Source organism: Bacillus sp. SIMBA_008 (genome assembly GCF_046535495.1).
GTDB classification, from domain to species: domain Bacteria; phylum Bacillota; class Bacilli; order Bacillales; family Bacillaceae; genus Bacillus; species Bacillus subtilis.
In genome coordinates, this window is sequence record NZ_JAWRWL010000007.1 from 246,245 (window position 1) to 262,912 (window position 16,668).

Genomic DNA, 16,668 nt, shown 5'->3' on the forward strand with positions numbered 1-16,668 from the left:
TTTAATCATCCTCTATTTTTATTTTTGTCTATTGTGATTTTTCTTTGAATATGTAATTTTGCTAAACTTGCAGTCTTTGATTCCAAGTTCTTTACTAAGTTCTATGTACCTTCTTTTTGGGAACTTCCAATCATTTTGGTCAGATAAGCATCCTGATTTATTTACAATTTCAAATACCTGCTTTTTTCTGTTAACTTTGATTATCATATTTCCGTAAGCGTACTCTGTGCAAAATAAACGTTTTTTCACTCGCTCAGGATGAGTTTCTTTGACAAGTAGGACATTCCTTATCATCTTTAACAGTGCCTGATCAGGCGTAATGGTCTTGTTGTCTTTAACGTTTTCTCTGTAATAGTTTAATGCTTTCTCTGTTATCCCAAGTACCTCCAAGTAATTCGCCTCCTTCCCTTTAACTTGATTTTATTATATACATATTTTTTATCTTTGTCTACATGTTTTATAAACTTTTATATTTTTTATTTTTGTATTTCATTTGTGATCTTTCTAATTCGAATAAAATTATCATTTTATTTAGTATTAGTGTCAAAGAGCCACACAATGGTAGCTCCTAGAGTTGATCAACCTCCGACTCTTACTTCCATATTAGCTCATCCTCCAATAATATTAATCACTTTTTAACCCCCAAAACCATTACCATTTTAATTCTCTCCCTTAGGATTAAAGAGAATTATATCATGGATTTATAATAATTAAACAATTTCACTCCATAACCATACATCCATTGTTTGCAATGTAAATCCGTCGGGTAGCTGCTTCATTTTCACATTTACATTGAACCTTTTGCCGGTTGTTTTATGTACAACAGCTAGTTCTTCACCATTAAAGAAACGTACAATGGCCTCATCAAATTCAATTGGCTGATTAACCACATAACCTTCCTTTAAAGCTCTAATAAATAAATAGGGATCATTTTTATACAGCTCATAAAGAATGTTCGCATATTGTTCGTTCTTGTCTCTAAGTAGTTCAAAATTAATCAACGGTATGTATAAGTCTTTGTCTGATAAATTTAATTTGTTTCTAAAGTATTTAATTGCTTCATCTTGCTCTTTAGAAATGATGTTTGACATTCAGTTAACCCCTTTATTCGTATGATAACTAGGCTAATCTTAGAGACTAGCCCAGCATTGCCTTATAAATATTCTACTAGACCATCGTCTTTAGCCCCTTCTGCTATTAGACTATAGGCAGCCAGAAGATGCTCTTTGATTTTCTCTTTTGTTTCTTCCCCGAATGCATCAAAACCAATTTTAACATCGCTTGAGTAATTAATTTTCCTATTCCCTACTTGAACTACATTTTCCTTTTTAATTTGAGCAATAAAATAAGCATTTGCTAGGTTCTTTCCCAAATACTCCTCTGTTAATGGATCATAATCATCGAAAACCTCATACCGTATTTCTCCGATTCTAAGCTTCTGCTCACTCATACTCTCATCCCCTGTTTTGAAATTTTTGGTACTACTAAATTATATACCAAAACCCATAAAGGGAACAAGTGTTCTTGTTGAGATATTTTATTTATAATCGATTACTGTATCATCTAATGCTAATCTAGGTGTGCCGCTGTCGTATGTATTATGAATTAAAGTTGTACTGGAAGCATTAAACGTTGCATATGGATGTGAAAGCACTCTTGTGCCAATACCTTGAACATCATTCCTAATTAAACGAACCTTTTTTGTCCCGTTTAAATATATCCCATAGCCTTGATCTGAATCTCTGTTAAACATAATTTCATTTCCCCTTACCATATGCTCAGAACCACCTATTAAGTGGATTGCAATAATTGCTTTGCAATTATATATCTGGTTATCACTTATTCTGATATTGTACATATCAGCTGCACCCATAATTGCAACATTTCTTGGTTCAAATATCTCATTCCTTGTTAGGAAGACTTCTGAATCTTTATCCCAATATATCCCGTAACCTTTTCCACTCAATAAGAAATCGTTTAGCTTAATTCTGACTGCCTGAGATCTCTCACAATATAGACCTCCGTAAAGATTGGAGAACGTATTATTTAAGAATTTAACGTCATTCGAATCCATCACTTTAATTGCATATGTTGAGGTTGTCCCTTTCCCTTTATTATTGCTTACTTTAATATCTGATGAATTCCTCACCTGGATCTGAATACAATCGCTGTCCTGTATTCTGTTGTTTGAAATGGAAACATCTTCGGCCATATGTGTTGCTATCGCACAATTTGAAGCGTTCTTTACGGTATTATTATCAACCGATACGCCTTTTCCTCTAATCATCATGCCTATTTTAAACCCTTGAATATTGTTATCAGTTATTTGAATTCTGTTGCTAGTCTCAGTGCTCGAAACGCCTACAGAGTCTATTCCATACTCTTTAGATTCCCCTTCATTTATTATCTTGTTACCCTTAATACTCACATCTGTACTGTAGCCATATGAAATAACATTGTCACAGTAGTTATCTTTGATGGAAACTTTACCGCTTGTATGAGCAGTAACCGAACCACGACCATTTTTTCTAAACCTGCAATCCGATATCGTTAACTCATAAGGATGATCATATTTTCTTCCGTTTTCTCCGTAGCCCTCTAAATCAATACCTAGTTGAGGGCCAATTGTATCTCCTCCAGCTTCCTCTATATCACAGTCTTCAACCAATAATCCTTCACAACCGTTAGTAGCTAAATTGTTCCGTCTCCCTCTTTTTAGTTCGCATTTTCTTACGGTCACACTTTTGGAAGGCGTATAAACCATCCCTGGGTAATTCATCATTCCGTGTGCTGCAATCCAAATGTTGTCTCCAATACAATCTGAAATTTTTACATTTTCAATCAAAACATTTTTGCTCCCATGAACATGTATTCCAAATCCCCATTCATGTGTTTTTCTATCGGTATCAATTAGAGAATAATCATGTTGATATCGGTCACCTATAATACGACCTCCTCTAATTATTACGTTCTCTGCAAGCCCAATATAAAAACAAGAATAGCCCTGATACCCATTGGGGTTAACTTGAAACACTGCTTCTGGATCTAAAAGGAGCTCCATATTTGATGGGATTTTAATTCCCCCACCTATTTCAGGATTGCGTTGATTTAATGTATTTACTGAATCAATAATAAAATTGCCTTTTGGAATTTCCACAATAGGGAATTTATTTTTTGATGCGTATAAAAGAGCCTCATTAAACCCTTTAGTTGTTTCATTTGGATTCGAGTTAAAGGCATTTATTCCCCACTGATCAAAGTCAACAAAGTATCGTAAGGTATTATTCAACAATGTCATGGTGCTACACCGGCCATACAATACACATTTTCATTAATGAATTTAGTGAGAACAGCAATATAGTCATAAAAAACTTGATTCTGCGTTCCATTCCTTCCAGCCAGTGTAAAAGTATTAAACATTTCTCTTCGTTGTTCAGTACTTATTTCAAGTTGAATACTCATTCCAGTGCTATTTTTATTAGCAATGTTCTGTATATCTGTACCGGCTAATCGGGAGCCTTCAGGCAGTAATTCTGCAGTAAAGCCTGCATCGTTAAGTAATGAGGTAATCTTTGCTGCTTTTACTCTGTCTGTCCCACCGACTAAAGTATGTTTTTTACTTGATGCATACCCATGAATAGAGATTGTAAAATCATGCTTACTTAATAAATCTAAAGCTTGAGGTTCATCAAAATTGGTACTTGTAATATGCAACTCAGAAGCTCCTGGTATCCTTAAACCTTCAAATAGATAGGTAGAGTAAGACTTACTTAATTCTCTTGCAAGCTCACTAGTCCCTCCTTCAATACCTCCACCATGGGGTGCCAGAATAAGCACTCTCCTATCAACATTGGCAGTTAAAATGTTGTAGCTCAAAGGTGACTCATTTGCTTTCAATTCTTCAAAATTACTATACTTATCTGCAGCTAGAACTGAACTGGGATTACATAACGCAAACAATGAAGTAACTAGGATTGGAAAAGACTTCTTGGCTGTGATATACTTATATAGCTTCGTAACCTTGCGAAGTGTGCGGTAGAGAAGGTCAGGCCCGCCAAAGCTAGCCTTCTCTGCCCCCTTAATCTCTTTTTCCTCTATTCTGTTTTTGAACTTCAACAATTAACAACTCTCCTTATATAATTTTATATTTATTCCCTATTTTCATCTTATAAGCAGTCACATTAGTACCACCCCCTTATCCGAATAAAAAATTACTTTTAACTGATTTGTCTTAACTGTTCACTCATATAACCAACCCATTCAGTAAAAGCACTAATTATAGGTTGCCTATTGCCTGAATCTGCCCACCCTGCGAAACCAATAAAACCATCTGGATTAAAGCTAATTGCTTCTCTTTGAGTAAAATAGTGACTGTTTATGTAAAGATAACAACTTTTTAAAGTTCCATTTGTTTTGTATTTGCTTTTTATTTTCTGACTCATTCTCATTGTATCAACAGACATTGTATGTGCTTTAACTGCCTGTTTAATATGCTTATTGAGCAGCATAACTAAAGCACAAATATCTCCCTCCGTAATGTCTTCATAACTAATTCCCTTTTGTATAAAATAATTTCTTGCTTCTTCTGAAGTCATTTAAACATCTCCCTATCTGGTTAAAATATCGTTTTTATTTAGACTCTAGCTCAGGAGTTTCATAAATATTGCCGTACACTACTGAATATCTTGCAGTCACCTTTAACCCTTTCCATTTATGCCCAATCATTGGGCCTTTACCGTTATTCTCAATGACTTCGTATCCCCAACCATCGTCAATCCAAATCACTTTAATGTACGAAGTGTGGAACTTTCCTGTAGGTGTTTTCCCATAATTGGTGTATAACTCAGAAGTTTTTTCTAAAATGTCTCCCTCATAAATCTCCCGACCGTTCTTGTCCTTTAATCCGGTGTATTGTCTTAACCAAACATCACCATACCCGCTTGGTTCTAAAGAGAAATGACACCAGTCGCCTATTTCCCCATCAAAATCTCCCACGACTGTTTTGCTATTAAAATTGATATTGTGCGGAATAAACTTTTCTTTTGTTGGCTTATAGATACCTTGAAACTTGATTTCCCTCATTGTACAGCCTCCATTTTATTTTATTTTTTCTTTATAAAATCTCTGTTTTATCTAGATCTTCTAATTTTATTTTTATCCAACAAATCAATTATGTAAGTCTCATACATGTCATCCCAATAAGGATTTGTTCTTGCTATGTACTTCTTTACTCTCCCATTCTCCTCAATCTTAAAGGTTTGCCCCTTTTGAATATCAGTGAACATTTTCTTCCTCCAGATTCCCCTGATCAACACTTCAACTTCTTTAACCTCAACTGTTTGCTGCTGCATCACATTCCTCCTTTTTGATTTTCGTGTATCAAGCCTGTACAATATTCAAAAACCCTAAAGGATGATGAACATGTGTGGCAGGTTCACTTTATTTTCTGAGTTTGATGACATCATCGAGCAATTCAACATAGATCAATTCTTACCCGAAGGTGAATATCACCCAAGCTATAATGTCGCTCCTTCACAAAACATCCTGACAATCATCAACGATGGATCCAATAATCGTCTGGGCAAACTTAGATGGGGTCTTATCCCTCCTTGGGCTAAAGACGAAAAAATCGGTTATAAAATGATTAATGCTCGAGCTGAAACATTGGCCGAGAAACCAAGTTTTCGAAAGCCACTCGTCAGCAAACGTTGTATCATACCCGCTGACAGTTTTTATGAATGGAAGCGTCTTGATCCAAAGACTAAGATTCCTATGCGGATTAAACTTAAATCATCCAATCTCTTTGCTTTTGCTGGTTTATATGAGAAGTGGAATACGCCTGAAGGCAATCCTTTATACACTTGTACAATCATCACGACAAAGCCTAATGAACTTATGGAAGACATTCATGATCGGATGCCGGTTATCCTTACTGATGAGAACGAAAAAGAGTGGCTCAACCCTAAAAATACTGATCCTGACTATCTACAAAGTTTACTGCAACCATACGATCCCAATGACATGGAAGCATACCAGGTTTCATCTTTAGTGAATTCGCCTAAAAACAATTCACCTGAGCTAATTGAATCCCATTAAGTACCACTGCCATATCGCTTTATATATCACCTTCTCTTAGCTAATATGTTCTAAGTAGGAGGTGATATTTTGTTTGTATCGCCAATGCTATTGCATTCAATAAAAGAGCCATTTGACGACGAGAACTATATCACTGAGCTCAAATTTGATGGAATCAGACTCATCCTTTCTAAATTTGATAATCAGATTAAGCTATATACTCGTCACAACAACGAAGTAACAAGCAAGTTTCCTGAACTCCTGGATTTAGATATCCCAGATGGAACAGTACTCGATGGTGAAGTTATTGTAGCTGACCCAGGCGGTGCTCCTGACTTTGAAGCTGTTATGGAACGTTTTATGTCCAAAAGATCAGTCCATAAAGTTGTTTACTGTGTCTTTGATGTTATTTACAAAGACGGTCAGTCAATAGCAGCTAAGCCGCTCACTGAGCGTAAGACAGTTCTAAACTCACTTGAGCTAAATCATCCTAATGTCTTTGTAATTGAAGGAATTCAAGGTAACGGTCTTGCTTACTTCAACCTGGCCAAAGAGAAGAATTTAGAGGGAATCGTAATCAAGAAAGCTAACTCCCCTTATGAGATCAATAAACGTTCACATAATTGGCTGAAAGTGATCAATTACGATTACACCGAAGTTCTTATTACCGGCTACACCAAAAAGGATATAAAATTCCTTCTGTCTTATCCCGATGGAACTGCAGCTGGTTTTATGGAATTTATGCCCCATGCAGAACGTGGTAGGTTTCATTCTATGAAACAAGTAAAGTCTGAATCTGATGAATATATATTTATTGAGCCTATTTTATGTAAGGTTAAGCACAGATTTAAGACTAAGCACGGCAAACTCCGCATACCTTCCTTCGAATCTTGGAGAGTATAATCTCTCCGTTTACATAATTCCTTAGTGACTCGCTATTACACACCAAATGAAAATTTAGTACATTGATCAATTAGGTAATTTATTGTTAAAACAACTATTTTATTTTGACTCTCTGATCGTAAGACAGAATTGGATTCTTTGTAAAAATTATGCTATATTAGTAATATATTCGAATATTCAAGGCTGCTCCTACACCAAAAACAAGCCAGCGATAAAATACTTCTTCTTATTATTTTTTATCTTAGTATTAAATTTTTTCACTGGAGCTGATTTTATGTTTTTATTAAACAATCCTATTGAATTAATGAGTAACGTAACAACACTTTTTGATTTTGCTGGCATTGTAGGCGCGGTGGGCTCTGCCTTGAGTATTTGAATAATAACTATCTTTTATTCAATCTCTATATTCAACCCAGTTGCTCCCACTTTAATTTCCTTCATCTCTCCAATCTGTGGCATATATAAATGTTTCTTTTCATTCACCGAAACAATTTCACCCTTCCAACAACCGTTTTGCACAAAGAATTTTGTCCCAATTGGTAAAGTTCGAAGATCTGCGTTATCTATGTATTCTCCTTCCTCTCTATACACCTCTCCTTGTTCAGAAACCCTCCTTTTAGAAACTTTAATATCGATTTTGTATAGTGAATTTTCATCTTCAAGCATTAATTTATGTAACCAATCAGTTACTTTTGATTGCCCATCAATAACGTTAACCGTATCGAAAATCTTCCTGTACATGTCATTCCTCTTCTCTTGAAAAATACTTGTCTACCACTTGTTTTTCTAAGTAAACGACATCATCTATTAATATGCCTTTATGTACATCTACATCTTCAACAGTAACGGTTCCGCCTTTCCAGAAGTTATTTAGGCAATCTTCTTTAACAGTTAATGTTTGACCCTTATAATAATCTTTCGAATCTTCTTTATTACTATTCAATTCAAGAATTTGGCCATTAAATTGAATTGTCACACCATCAGCAATTATCTTATCTCGCCCAACTTTACTTAGCGATTCCGCTAAAATAACAAACTCCTGATTATATTCTCCTCCATTAACATTCACTGTAATTGAGTATTGATTTCTTTTATTCATTGATTTCCCTTCCGACTTCATTAGCTTGCCTAATAGTATCTAACAGTTCTTTCTTCTTGAAATACGTCTTTTCCAAACGATCCACTTCCTTTTGCAATTCAGTAGCAGCATCATACTTCAGAATCCATTCTCCTACTCCACAGACTTCTCTTTGTTCTTTTTCAAATGTTTTTATGTGATTGCCTTCGAACCAAACTCTAACTCTTGTTCCATTTTCAAAATCATTGTCAAAAGCAGATTCTTTGTTAGTTCCCGCATAAATGCATTTATATTTACTGTTGTCGACTACGTATGTATTCATTTTGCCACTCCCTTGTAGATTCTATTGACTGTCTTTAATTGAATCCCAATCAAACGTTTCAAGTATGTTAAGCAGCCGCTCAACTTTTGGTGCTCTCCAAGCTGTCATTGCGTAAGTATGAGCTTCTGAAGTGTAGTGATGCCTATTTAATTTGATATGCGTCTTCGCTTCTGCTTTGGTCAAAAACATTGTATCCGGCCGTACAATATGAACCTTTCTTTCTGGAATTAATTCTGCTTCTTCATCAATGTATTTTTGAATCCACTCAATAGGATCGTCAAAGTCGTCTTTTTTCAACTCTGTTAAGGCTTCCTTAGACAGCTCACTATCTTCTTTTAAATCTTCTAAATAATCATCTAAAACATATGCTTCTGCAATATATGGCAGGTATACAGAATACCGTTCTGCATTTTCCGCTCGAGCTTCGACCCATTCATAATCACCAACTGTCCAGAAACGTGTTGCAGCTTGACCGTCGCTGTCTTGATTTTTCAACTCTTGCTGAAGTTCTTTTAAAAATTGAATATCTTGATTCATTCGCTTCCTCCTATCTGTTTAAAAACAAGATTTTATCTAAACTCTAATGGTTCATTTCTTTCATGTGCCAGTCTACATCCCTCAATAAACTGCTTTGTAACCGCTACCCATCCGCCATCACGCAATATATGACCATATGATGGTTCTGATTTAGCTAATTCCTCTACTTGTGGCAAAATGGCTTCCAATTCATCAGCAACAACTTTACACATTTCAGGTGTAATTACACCATCACAATCTGAATGACCGAAAAACTCTGTTAGTCCCTTATGGGTTATTGTTGAATAGCCTTTACCAAAGTACCAATAGCCATCTTTAAATTTTTGGTTATCATGAGGTGGCCAACTACCTCCAATTGATTTTAATAAAAATCTTCTAAGATTATTGAATGACGAGTATGCCCCATCGAATGCTCCGTGTGTTACATATAAGCCCATGTATCAAGGCCTCCTATTCTGTTTAAAATCACGATTTTAAGTTAACTTTAAAGTACATCGTCTTGAGAAAATCCCCTGTAATTGGTAAACTCATACCTAACTTGCATAAGAGTGGGTGATTCTTTGAGTAAAACAATCGGTATTACTGGATTTATCATCAGCATAATAGCGCAATCATTTTCGGCGAATGATTCGCTATCCCATAAGATCGCTACGGGTTTATTATTTGTATCAATAGCAATTTATAATTTTGACCATGCTAAAGATTATTCCAAAGCATCCCTTGTCGTAATATGCCTTTCCTTTTTCATACTTGCCTTGGGTATTCATAAGCTTCTTTCCTTTTCCAGTGACTTATTTGACAATGTGAATGTAAATTTCGGAGTAATATTCATCCTTCAAATCATATTAATAATTGGATCTGTTGCAATAGCTATCAGTATAATGAAATTTATCTGTGATCGTCTAAAAAAGAAACCTAACGGTAAAGAGTGTTAATCCCTTTTTGCCCTTTTTTATGCTAAACGCTTCTTCCTGTGCGATCTTTTATGTATGAAATCAAATGCGATATCAACTTTTGCCGGTTCCTTCTCCTCTGTCACTCGCTCTGTAACTACAATCAGTTGCCCATTTTCCTGGCGGTCAATGCTATGGACTGAATATCCTTTTCCAGCGTAATATTCACCAATAATCTCATCAACGTGGTTGCTAAGCAGATTCCTCTTTATCATCCTTACAACCTCCACTTATTTTATTTTTATTCTTTAGTAATTCCATCCTCAACACCTCCTATAATCCATCTCTCCATTTGCCTTCTCATCTATGACGACATTAACCGACACACAATTTCCATATATATGGGAGTAATTTCGCTATTTTCCCCTCCTTTAAAAACCATATAATGTAATTGTAATACATTAAAAGGAAATGGAGATGGTTCAAATGAAATTAAGAAAAGTATTGACTGGTTCTGTTTTATCTCTTGGATTACTCGTTTCTGCTTCTCCTGCATTTGCTACTAGCCCATCTACTATGGTTAAAGAGAATAACATTGTTCAAGACGAAATAAGTGTAAAAGCATTGCATACAAAGTATATTTACCATCACAATATTAGCGATTTTAAAAATATTGAGCCAGACGATAACGGTATAAACTGGTACCTAAAAGGCATTGAATATAAAGATGGATGGTATGTAGGGAAGTACCAAGCAAATTATTGATTTATTAAGGGGGGGAACCCCCTCTTTCATTATTAGGAGATTTTTTGTGCTCATTGTTTTCAAATACCCCATAAAACACCACAGTTATAAAATATACTTATGTCTTATATCACCCTAAGTTAAACCATACAGTATCAGTTATATATTATTTGATGTAGCCTGCTCTTTTGTCCTCCGTTCTGAATAAAATAATCCTTTTATTGTGATTCTGTGATCTTAATTAGAAATCTCATCCTTTCCTTCTTTGTTCTTGTTGAATTGTAGCTTTCCCTTAAAAAGTCCTGAAACCTGTGAAATGGGATAGGTTTTAAACCAAGGTTTCTCACTTGATTACAATAACCCCCATAGTATTCTTGCTCATATCCTCTTTGTTCAGATCTGTAGTTAAAAGGATTCAATGCTTTATTACCTCCCGCTGGGTGATTAAGGTGTATATGATATATCTAATTCAAAATCACATTTTGGATGCAGCCTCCAAATTTGATGTCCTAAGTATGTTTTCTTAGCGTAATACAGACAATTCCTTGTCCCACTTTTACTTCCGTCATAAACAGCTACTATTGCTTCACTGTGATCAATCATGTATTCATTTCGCTTTTGCATCTTAGCCGGCGAAAACTCTCCGGGTTTATCTCCACTAACTTTATATTTATCTAATTCTTCAACATTAACAATCTCATCTGCCACATCAAGCATACGTTTGTACCACATTTTTTGGTCTGCAGACCAAACTTTATCTTGTTCCTTGAAAGGTGTTGCAATTATGTTTTTGATATGGGGAAATTTCTTCTTTAGAATATGTACACACCAGCAAGCAGCCTGATCAGTTCCTAACGCTCCTCCAGTTATAAACCTGGACTTCTCTTCTTTTATGATTAACTCCTCAATCACTTCAAGCAGCTTATCTTTGAGTTTGAGCATTGTGGGATTTTTCATATCATAGCCACCCAATTTAGTTGGTCTATGACCGGTAAAGCAAACTGTCTTCTTTCTCAGTGTTTCGTGTTCTTCTAATAGCCGCTCACGTTCTTTTCTTTCATCTGCCCACTGCTTTTTCCATTCTGGATCATTTAACTTTGCAAAATCAATTGCCATAGTTCAGCTCCTTTCTCTTTAAAACAGTCTTTTTATTCAACCATTATTAACAGACCTATTCATACTCAACAATGACTTCATGGTTATCTACAAATAGATCATTCCCATTTGATAAGTGTACCCAGAAAGCTTCTTCTGGTTCTTCTCTATAGTCATAAATAGCAATTACCTTTGTATTCGATTCATCATTTATCGGTTTTCCTACAGTTATTTTTGTGTTTTCTTCAGGTAAAATAATCGATTTAATCATTTACATCAATCCAATCCAGGTTTGTTTTACACTGTTGCCCCAAGACTTTCAATAACAAGATTCAATATTTTTCGTTAATACACTTGGCCCCAACCGTTGAGTTCTAGAATTAGAAAGACGTACTTGAACTTTAACATTCTTTATTTTGGCTGTAATTAAGTCAAATCTTCCCGCCCAACTAGGGCTCTCTTCCTCAGGAGTTGGATAAAGTTTAAACCGCCAACTAATCTCACCTGGTTTAGTAGCAAAGCCTTCGTAACTGTCGTAATTTCCAAAAGAAGATGGTGCAGGAAGATGGACAGCAAGAATGCTTATATTGGTTCTTGGAGCACTAGGCGGGTTTAATTGCACCTTATAAATTAATGCCACACCTTTTGCATTTCTAAGGCTTTGATCAACAGGTTCCATTACTACACTACAAGGCATTGTACTTGCATTTACTTGAGTTGGATAGGCAACAGCAACAGCCAATAAGGATAAAACCAAAATAAATCGTGGCATTGAGAATTCCTCACAAATTTTTTATTTAATTTCCCTTATTTCTGGATTGATTATTCATATGTATTTAATTAAAACTTCAATTTTATTTAGTTTTCTAATGCTGCAATAATCTCTTCTAATTGATCTCTACTGATCCGGTAATATCTAGTGCCATCTGTTCCCCTTTGTGAAATGTTATTTTCAATCATTTCTTTTAAATCAACAACCAATATTTTATTTTTCATTCTTGAGGCCTCCTATCTGATCGTCAGAAAGCTCTTTAATTAACAACTGTCCGAGTTCATCACTAATATATCTCCAGTCAGCTCCTTCAGGCGTTCTAATACCAAGAGAAAAACCGCCACACAGTGTATCTTCAGCCAACCTTAAAACACCATCACTTGTTTTAAGTAGCTCATGTTTAACCATCCCTTTAATCATTTCTCCTCTTCCTTTCTCTTTAAAATTTTACTTTTATCTAGAATTTATTTGGCTTCCAATACCACAGTTTCTTTTTCAAAATCATTTCTCAATTTGATAATGGAAGTTGATTTTAGATACCCTCTGTCCTTTGTCTTAGCCCATGCAAAAAATCTATTATGCAAAGGAGTGTAAAGGCTTCCTGTGTTAACCATATGCTCATGTTTGTTGCTGATCTTATGCTTTACTCCCCTCATTTGTTTCCAAAAGTTATAGTAAGGGAGCTTAAGTTTTGTCATGAAGCCAGCAGCATCTTCAATTACATAACCCTCTTCCTCAATTGAAAAATCTTGTGACACGTCCAGATACCATCTATAGAAATCTGTCCAGTTACTAAACTCCGCAACTTGTTTTTTGCACTCAATGGATAAACACTCTGCAGTAGCTTTCACTTCACTGTAAGGGAGTTTTTCATATGTCATCTGTCTTTTTACTATGTCTAAGAGGACTAGTTTGTCTTGATTGTATTCAATGATATGTGGATCTTTTTCTGGAAGTATTACTTCGAAAACAAATGAAACATTATTTAGCTTCAGATAATATTTAATGGCATTTACCGTAAATTCATCAAAGGTCTTGAAGAACAACTCCTCGACCCATTTCGCATGGTCATTTGATAATTGAGATGTAAAGGATTTAGAAGTGAATACCAACTGATCTGACAAAGAGTCATACCCCACAGTCCCTAAATATCCATTTGCCTTATCGAACACCGTTACAGGAAACTTCATTGTATCTACCAGATGATGCATTCTTGTTTCAGATCGTTCTCCAATGTTAAAAAATTTATCATAGCTTCTACTTACAATTTCATTATTCTGGGTGTTAATAAACAAACCCCTTGCCTTAATATTTGTTTCATCCCACTTTTTCTTTCTAAAGGCTTGCTTTGTAAAATTAAATGATGAGATATTGTTTGGCATCTTGTTCTCTTGGACATATTCATGATCACGTAAGTGGGAAACCAAATCATCAATTGTTCCAACAGTTACACTATTACTCTGCACATCACTTGAACTTTGTTTAAAAACTTTATTCTTCACTTCATGCGTTTCAATTCCGTTCTCAGACAGTGTAACGACTCTAAGATGACCTCCTCTTTCCACTTGCCCTTCCAGGTTATAAGATCTTTCTGCTGCTAACACAGGTAAACGGTACATGTTTCTATGTCCATGAATCTGTACAACATTTTGGCCAGCCGTATTTTTTGCAAATTCATAATCAATATCGTCTGAATAATCTCCAACTCCATTGATGAATTGTGTTGTTGCGGTCATCAAGAGATTTTCAGGTACGGTTGAAACTCCTCCATGAGTTACAATGTATGTAGTGTTTTTATATGTAAAGTAAGCTAACTGATGAAACTTCCTGGCCAACTGTCTAATGTCTTTTTTATCAATGTTGGATTGTTCGATTTCTGGCTTAGTTTTGTTGTTAAATGTGTTGCTAGGTGTTTCTTCATCATTCCCATACATATTGATATATCTATCATGATTTCCTTCGAGAATAATCACATTTTTATAATCTTTAATTTTGATCATGAATTCTAACAGCTGTGCATTTTCAATACCTCTGTCGATAAGATCTCCTACAAAAATGTATAGTTCATTTTCATTCAAATCACCGTTTAAGTACTCTTGAAGCACAGTATTACACCCATGAACATCTCCGAAAATATGTATCTTTTTATAATCGTCAAAACATCTCGGCTTATAAGTCATCGTGTTTTCAAACTCATCTGGTTTTAGAACAGTTACCCAAGATGGCACTTTTTCTGTTGTCATTCTTTCATAAATATTTAGAATACTGCTTTCAGGAACATGTTTATGTTCAGCCCTCATTTTATTTCTTTTTAAGATTCTCAGAACATCCACATCAGAAAAATCAACTACATATACACGGTATCTATATTTTTGAGCTAGTGGCTTATATCTTGAAATCATGCTTTGCTTTGAATGAGTTGCATCGATAATTGTGAATTCACCGCGATCCATCCTATCTTCAAGCAACTTTAGTAATAAATCCCACACCTTGTTGTCGTGTTTTGGAGAGATTTCATATTTTCCACTTTTGTTTAATACAGGCGACTGAAACAGCAGTCTAATGTTGTCTGCAGAAAGAGTGTATTGCTCAAGTCCATTTTCCTTAATCCAAGTTGATTTCCCCACTCCTGGGCAGCCTCTTAATAACACTAATGTTCTCAAATTCTATCAACCTTTCTGATTTTTATTTGTTTAAAATGCATCTTTTATTCACTTCTTTGTAGCATAGCTTTCAAAGAATTCTTCAATTGATCTTAGGTAACGGTATTTATTTGGATCTTCCGGATTTCTGAATCTTTTCGATAGCACCAATGACCAATTAAACATCAACGGTGAAAACCTCGCCCATTTGTTAAAGCTTAACTGAAGACCTTTCCATTCTCTTCCCGCTAATTCTGCTAATTCCAGAATTTGATCTTCTTTTAAATTCACTTCTTCTTCAAACATCACTTGAATTTCTTCGTATGGCTTATGCCCAAAACAACAATGACGTGTTTTCAATCCCATCTTAAAATTTAAAATATCAATTAAATTAATCATTTGTGTATCAAGCTCATCATATGGAATACCATTTTTGAGGAACTTTTCTCTTTGGTTTAGTTTCATATTATCTTCAAATAGCAAATTAATAGAATTCATACTCACTCCGCGCCCTCCTTCAAAGTCCTTTGATAAAAATAGTTTCTGTGGGGCTCCGCTTCTGGAAATGCAACACAGAAAAATGACAATGCTTCATCCAAAGACGTGGCAGGATTAATCTCTCGGAGTGACTTAAACTCCTGATAGTACTTCTCTAAAAATTGTTTTCTTTCTTGGAAGTCATTCATTCCGCGCCCTCCAATAAATCGGGATTTTGATAAACGTCGCCGATGACTTTAAGTTCATATCTCGCTAGCCCATAGTTTATTAGCATGTGAAAAAGATATTTCGTATCTTCGTCAACTCTAAAGGCACCATAATAGTCAGACCACTCAACCAATAATGGGTGAGTCATTCCTTTACCGATAAGCATATCCCTATCGTAAATCTGACGACCGTTCTTATCATTCAACCCTGTTCCCCACATGAGAACGGATTTTCCGTCTCCGCTGTGTGCGATCACGCCATAACCTTCTAACCATAAAGACCACCCAAAAACTTTCCCGTCAATCGAACCAAGTTCACCGATGGAAAGGCATATGCCTTCATCGCCGTAATGATACATCTGCTCGCCGTCCCAAACTCTGTATGCTGTGTTCATTGTGCATCCTCCTCCAATGCTTTTCCTTCAAGAAGTTCCTTTGCATATCGGGAATATCTTTGGATTACTAACTCAGGTGCCATTCTAACTGTTTTCATATTTACGAACAAATGAAAGGCTTTTCTTAACCTGTCATTCTCATTTGTAAGTCGCTGAATTTTTTCCTGGGTCTGCCGGAGTTCCTTTGTATTTGCTTCCTGTATGGCTTTGGCTTCACCTTCATGACTCCAAGTTTCATATGAAATTAACTGCCCTTCATTAATGTTTAAATCAGGTCTATTTCTTTTTATATATTTAGCGAAACCTCCACACAAAACCGTCTCATCGCTATGACAAGCCCAATTATGTCCACTCTTTTCCTTCATCTCTACAATTTGCTGGGGTGTGGGCAAACATCCATAATTTTGAGCCATTTCAGCTTCATCACTGTGCGAGAAGGGACAACTCATACATCCTCCACTTCCACAAAAAGAACGTTCAATCATATTTATTTCTTTCAACATATATC

At 35.5% G+C, this 16,668-nt stretch carries 27 protein-coding genes; 4 read left to right on the plus strand and 23 right to left on the minus strand.

What is annotated here, in order from left to right:
* Positions 1-18: 18 nt before the first annotated feature.
* The 8 genes from SB658_RS20755 to SB658_RS20790 form a co-directional block, all read right to left on the minus strand.
* The gene (locus SB658_RS20755; RefSeq protein ID WP_144453831.1) at positions 19-390 is read right to left on the minus strand and encodes a hypothetical protein; all 372 of its coding nucleotides are present in this window, start codon (positions 388-390) and stop codon (positions 19-21) included.
* Positions 391-710: 320 nt separating this feature from the next.
* Positions 711-1,091 carry a hypothetical protein gene (locus SB658_RS20760; protein ID WP_144500586.1) on the minus strand — a complete coding sequence of 127 codons (381 nt, stop codon included), beginning with the start codon at positions 1,089-1,091 and terminating at the stop codon, positions 711-713.
* A gap of 62 nt (positions 1,092-1,153) precedes the next feature.
* Complete coding sequence (locus tag SB658_RS20765) at positions 1,154-1,450, minus strand: hypothetical protein (protein ID WP_019712320.1); 297 nt, start codon at positions 1,448-1,450, stop codon at positions 1,154-1,156.
* Positions 1,451-1,537: 87 nt separating this feature from the next.
* The gene (locus tag SB658_RS20770; RefSeq protein WP_144500585.1) at positions 1,538-3,298 is read right to left on the minus strand and encodes a right-handed parallel beta-helix repeat-containing protein; all 1,761 of its coding nucleotides are present in this window, start codon (positions 3,296-3,298) and stop codon (positions 1,538-1,540) included.
* The gene (locus SB658_RS20775; protein ID WP_144500584.1) at positions 3,295-4,119 is read right to left on the minus strand and encodes a poly-gamma-glutamate hydrolase family protein; all 825 of its coding nucleotides are present in this window, start codon (positions 4,117-4,119) and stop codon (positions 3,295-3,297) included. The genes SB658_RS20770 and SB658_RS20775 overlap by 4 nt, the downstream gene beginning before the upstream one ends.
* Positions 4,120-4,217: 98 nt before the next feature.
* Entirely contained in the window at positions 4,218-4,595 is a 378-nt protein-coding gene (locus SB658_RS20780) for a hypothetical protein (protein ID WP_128751187.1), read from the minus strand.
* A gap of 34 nt (positions 4,596-4,629) precedes the next feature.
* Entirely contained in the window at positions 4,630-5,082 is a 453-nt protein-coding gene (locus tag SB658_RS20785; RefSeq protein ID WP_144500583.1) for a YopX family protein, read from the minus strand.
* Positions 5,083-5,129: 47 nt separating this feature from the next.
* A complete protein-coding gene (locus SB658_RS20790; RefSeq protein WP_144500582.1) occupies positions 5,130-5,351 on the minus strand; it encodes a hypothetical protein in 222 nt (73 codons plus the stop codon).
* Positions 5,352-5,421: 70 nt separating this feature from the next.
* Here SB658_RS20790 and SB658_RS20795 point away from each other — a divergent pair, with 70 nt between their 5' ends.
* Positions 5,422-6,096 (plus strand): SOS response-associated peptidase, encoded by a 675-nt coding sequence (locus SB658_RS20795; RefSeq protein ID WP_144500581.1) that lies wholly within the window; start codon positions 5,422-5,424, stop codon positions 6,094-6,096.
* Between the two features lie 69 nt (positions 6,097-6,165).
* Positions 6,166-6,978, plus strand: coding sequence for an ATP-dependent DNA ligase (locus SB658_RS20800; RefSeq protein WP_144500580.1), 813 nt, complete (start codon positions 6,166-6,168; stop codon positions 6,976-6,978).
* A gap of 390 nt (positions 6,979-7,368) precedes the next feature.
* Here the strand turns inward: SB658_RS20800 and SB658_RS20805 are convergent, their stop codons facing one another.
* The 5 genes from SB658_RS20805 to SB658_RS20825 are packed head-to-tail and all read right to left on the minus strand — an operon-like array spanning position 7,369 to position 9,352.
* The gene (locus SB658_RS20805; protein ID WP_144500579.1) at positions 7,369-7,719 is read right to left on the minus strand and encodes a hypothetical protein; all 351 of its coding nucleotides are present in this window, start codon (positions 7,717-7,719) and stop codon (positions 7,369-7,371) included.
* A 1-nt stretch (position 7,720) separates the two neighbouring features.
* Complete coding sequence (locus SB658_RS20810) at positions 7,721-8,077, minus strand: hypothetical protein (protein WP_144500578.1); 357 nt, start codon at positions 8,075-8,077, stop codon at positions 7,721-7,723.
* Complete coding sequence (locus SB658_RS20815; protein WP_144500577.1) at positions 8,070-8,378, minus strand: hypothetical protein; 309 nt, start codon at positions 8,376-8,378, stop codon at positions 8,070-8,072. The genes SB658_RS20810 and SB658_RS20815 overlap by 8 nt, the downstream gene beginning before the upstream one ends.
* 21 nt (positions 8,379-8,399) lie before the next feature.
* On the minus strand, positions 8,400-8,915 hold the full coding sequence (locus SB658_RS20820; protein WP_144500576.1) for a hypothetical protein: 516 nt from the start codon (positions 8,913-8,915) through the stop codon (positions 8,400-8,402).
* A gap of 32 nt (positions 8,916-8,947) precedes the next feature.
* Complete coding sequence (locus tag SB658_RS20825) at positions 8,948-9,352, minus strand: hypothetical protein (protein ID WP_032721716.1); 405 nt, start codon at positions 9,350-9,352, stop codon at positions 8,948-8,950.
* Positions 9,353-9,475: 123 nt separating this feature from the next.
* Between SB658_RS20825 and SB658_RS20830 the strand changes: the two genes are divergently transcribed.
* Complete coding sequence (locus tag SB658_RS20830) at positions 9,476-9,850, plus strand: YoqO family protein (protein WP_144500575.1); 375 nt, start codon at positions 9,476-9,478, stop codon at positions 9,848-9,850.
* Between the two features lie 17 nt (positions 9,851-9,867).
* On the opposite strand, the gene SB658_RS20835 is transcribed toward SB658_RS20830, so the two are convergent.
* Positions 9,868-10,083 (minus strand): hypothetical protein, encoded by a 216-nt coding sequence (locus SB658_RS20835; RefSeq protein ID WP_144500574.1) that lies wholly within the window; start codon positions 10,081-10,083, stop codon positions 9,868-9,870.
* Positions 10,084-10,294: 211 nt separating this feature from the next.
* Between SB658_RS20835 and SB658_RS20840 the strand changes: the two genes are divergently transcribed.
* Positions 10,295-10,573, plus strand: coding sequence for a hypothetical protein (locus SB658_RS20840; protein ID WP_144500573.1), 279 nt, complete (start codon positions 10,295-10,297; stop codon positions 10,571-10,573).
* A 423-nt stretch (positions 10,574-10,996) separates the two neighbouring features.
* Here SB658_RS20840 and SB658_RS20845 read toward each other — a convergent pair whose 3' ends face one another.
* From SB658_RS20845 to SB658_RS20885, 9 genes are all read right to left on the minus strand, one after another.
* On the minus strand, positions 10,997-11,668 hold the full coding sequence (locus SB658_RS20845; RefSeq protein WP_144500572.1) for an SLOG family protein: 672 nt from the start codon (positions 11,666-11,668) through the stop codon (positions 10,997-10,999).
* A gap of 55 nt (positions 11,669-11,723) precedes the next feature.
* Positions 11,724-11,918, minus strand: a complete 195-nt coding sequence (locus tag SB658_RS20850; RefSeq protein WP_004399432.1) for a hypothetical protein — start codon at positions 11,916-11,918, stop codon at positions 11,724-11,726.
* Positions 11,919-11,966: 48 nt separating this feature from the next.
* Positions 11,967-12,419 (minus strand): YoqH family protein, encoded by a 453-nt coding sequence (locus SB658_RS20855; RefSeq protein ID WP_144500571.1) that lies wholly within the window; start codon positions 12,417-12,419, stop codon positions 11,967-11,969.
* An 86-nt stretch (positions 12,420-12,505) separates the two neighbouring features.
* A complete protein-coding gene (locus SB658_RS20860; protein WP_160171066.1) occupies positions 12,506-12,643 on the minus strand; it encodes a hypothetical protein in 138 nt (45 codons plus the stop codon).
* A complete protein-coding gene (locus SB658_RS20865; protein WP_032721704.1) occupies positions 12,633-12,839 on the minus strand; it encodes a hypothetical protein in 207 nt (68 codons plus the stop codon). Before SB658_RS20865 ends, SB658_RS20860 begins: the two co-directional genes overlap by 11 nt.
* Before the next feature lie 44 nt (positions 12,840-12,883).
* Complete coding sequence (locus SB658_RS20870) at positions 12,884-15,082, minus strand: RNA ligase (RefSeq protein ID WP_144500570.1); 2,199 nt, start codon at positions 15,080-15,082, stop codon at positions 12,884-12,886.
* A 48-nt stretch (positions 15,083-15,130) separates the two neighbouring features.
* Positions 15,131-15,559 (minus strand): hypothetical protein, encoded by a 429-nt coding sequence (locus SB658_RS20875; protein ID WP_144500607.1) that lies wholly within the window; start codon positions 15,557-15,559, stop codon positions 15,131-15,133.
* Between the two features lie 184 nt (positions 15,560-15,743).
* Entirely contained in the window at positions 15,744-16,160 is a 417-nt protein-coding gene (locus tag SB658_RS20880; RefSeq protein WP_144500569.1) for a YopX family protein, read from the minus strand.
* On the minus strand, positions 16,157-16,663 hold the full coding sequence (locus tag SB658_RS20885) for a hypothetical protein (protein ID WP_410602224.1): 507 nt from the start codon (positions 16,661-16,663) through the stop codon (positions 16,157-16,159). Before SB658_RS20885 ends, SB658_RS20880 begins: the two co-directional genes overlap by 4 nt.
* Between the last annotated feature and the right edge of the window lie 5 nt (positions 16,664-16,668).

Coding starts and splice junctions, on each gene's coding strand:
- SB658_RS20820 (WP_144500576.1), bottom strand. CDS start 8,915: ATGAATCAAGATATTCAATTTTTAAAAGAACTTCAGCAAGAGTTGAAA.
- SB658_RS20860 (WP_160171066.1), bottom strand. CDS start 12,643: ATGAAAAATAAAATATTGGTTGTTGATTTAAAAGAAATGATTGAAAAT.
- SB658_RS20805 (WP_144500579.1), bottom strand. CDS start 7,719: ATGTACAGGAAGATTTTCGATACGGTTAACGTTATTGATGGGCAATCA.
- SB658_RS20760 (WP_144500586.1), bottom strand. CDS start 1,091: ATGTCAAACATCATTTCTAAAGAGCAAGATGAAGCAATTAAATACTTT.
- SB658_RS20880 (WP_144500569.1), bottom strand. CDS start 16,160: ATGAACACAGCATACAGAGTTTGGGACGGCGAGCAGATGTATCATTAC.
- SB658_RS20765 (WP_019712320.1), bottom strand. CDS start 1,450: ATGAGTGAGCAGAAGCTTAGAATCGGAGAAATACGGTATGAGGTTTTC.
- SB658_RS20785 (WP_144500583.1), bottom strand. CDS start 5,082: ATGAGGGAAATCAAGTTTCAAGGTATCTATAAGCCAACAAAAGAAAAG.
- SB658_RS20845 (WP_144500572.1), bottom strand. CDS start 11,668: ATGGCAATTGATTTTGCAAAGTTAAATGATCCAGAATGGAAAAAGCAG.
- SB658_RS20790 (WP_144500582.1), bottom strand. CDS start 5,351: ATGCAGCAGCAAACAGTTGAGGTTAAAGAAGTTGAAGTGTTGATCAGG.
- SB658_RS20795 (WP_144500581.1), top strand. CDS start 5,422: ATGTGTGGCAGGTTCACTTTATTTTCTGAGTTTGATGACATCATCGAG.
- SB658_RS20885 (WP_410602224.1), bottom strand. CDS start 16,663: ATGTTGAAAGAAATAAATATGATTGAACGTTCTTTTTGTGGAAGTGGA.
- SB658_RS20855 (WP_144500571.1), bottom strand. CDS start 12,419: ATGCCACGATTTATTTTGGTTTTATCCTTATTGGCTGTTGCTGTTGCC.
- SB658_RS20825 (WP_032721716.1), bottom strand. CDS start 9,352: ATGGGCTTATATGTAACACACGGAGCATTCGATGGGGCATACTCGTCA.
- SB658_RS20780 (WP_128751187.1), bottom strand. CDS start 4,595: ATGACTTCAGAAGAAGCAAGAAATTATTTTATACAAAAGGGAATTAGT.
- SB658_RS20875 (WP_144500607.1), bottom strand. CDS start 15,559: ATGAATTCTATTAATTTGCTATTTGAAGATAATATGAAACTAAACCAA.
- SB658_RS20865 (WP_032721704.1), bottom strand. CDS start 12,839: ATGATTAAAGGGATGGTTAAACATGAGCTACTTAAAACAAGTGATGGT.
- SB658_RS20850 (WP_004399432.1), bottom strand. CDS start 11,918: ATGATTAAATCGATTATTTTACCTGAAGAAAACACAAAAATAACTGTA.
- SB658_RS20770 (WP_144500585.1), bottom strand. CDS start 3,298: ATGACATTGTTGAATAATACCTTACGATACTTTGTTGACTTTGATCAG.
- SB658_RS20815 (WP_144500577.1), bottom strand. CDS start 8,378: ATGAATACATACGTAGTCGACAACAGTAAATATAAATGCATTTATGCG.
- SB658_RS20810 (WP_144500578.1), bottom strand. CDS start 8,077: ATGAATAAAAGAAATCAATACTCAATTACAGTGAATGTTAATGGAGGA.
- SB658_RS20840 (WP_144500573.1), top strand. CDS start 10,295: ATGAAATTAAGAAAAGTATTGACTGGTTCTGTTTTATCTCTTGGATTA.
- SB658_RS20835 (WP_144500574.1), bottom strand. CDS start 10,083: ATGATAAAGAGGAATCTGCTTAGCAACCACGTTGATGAGATTATTGGT.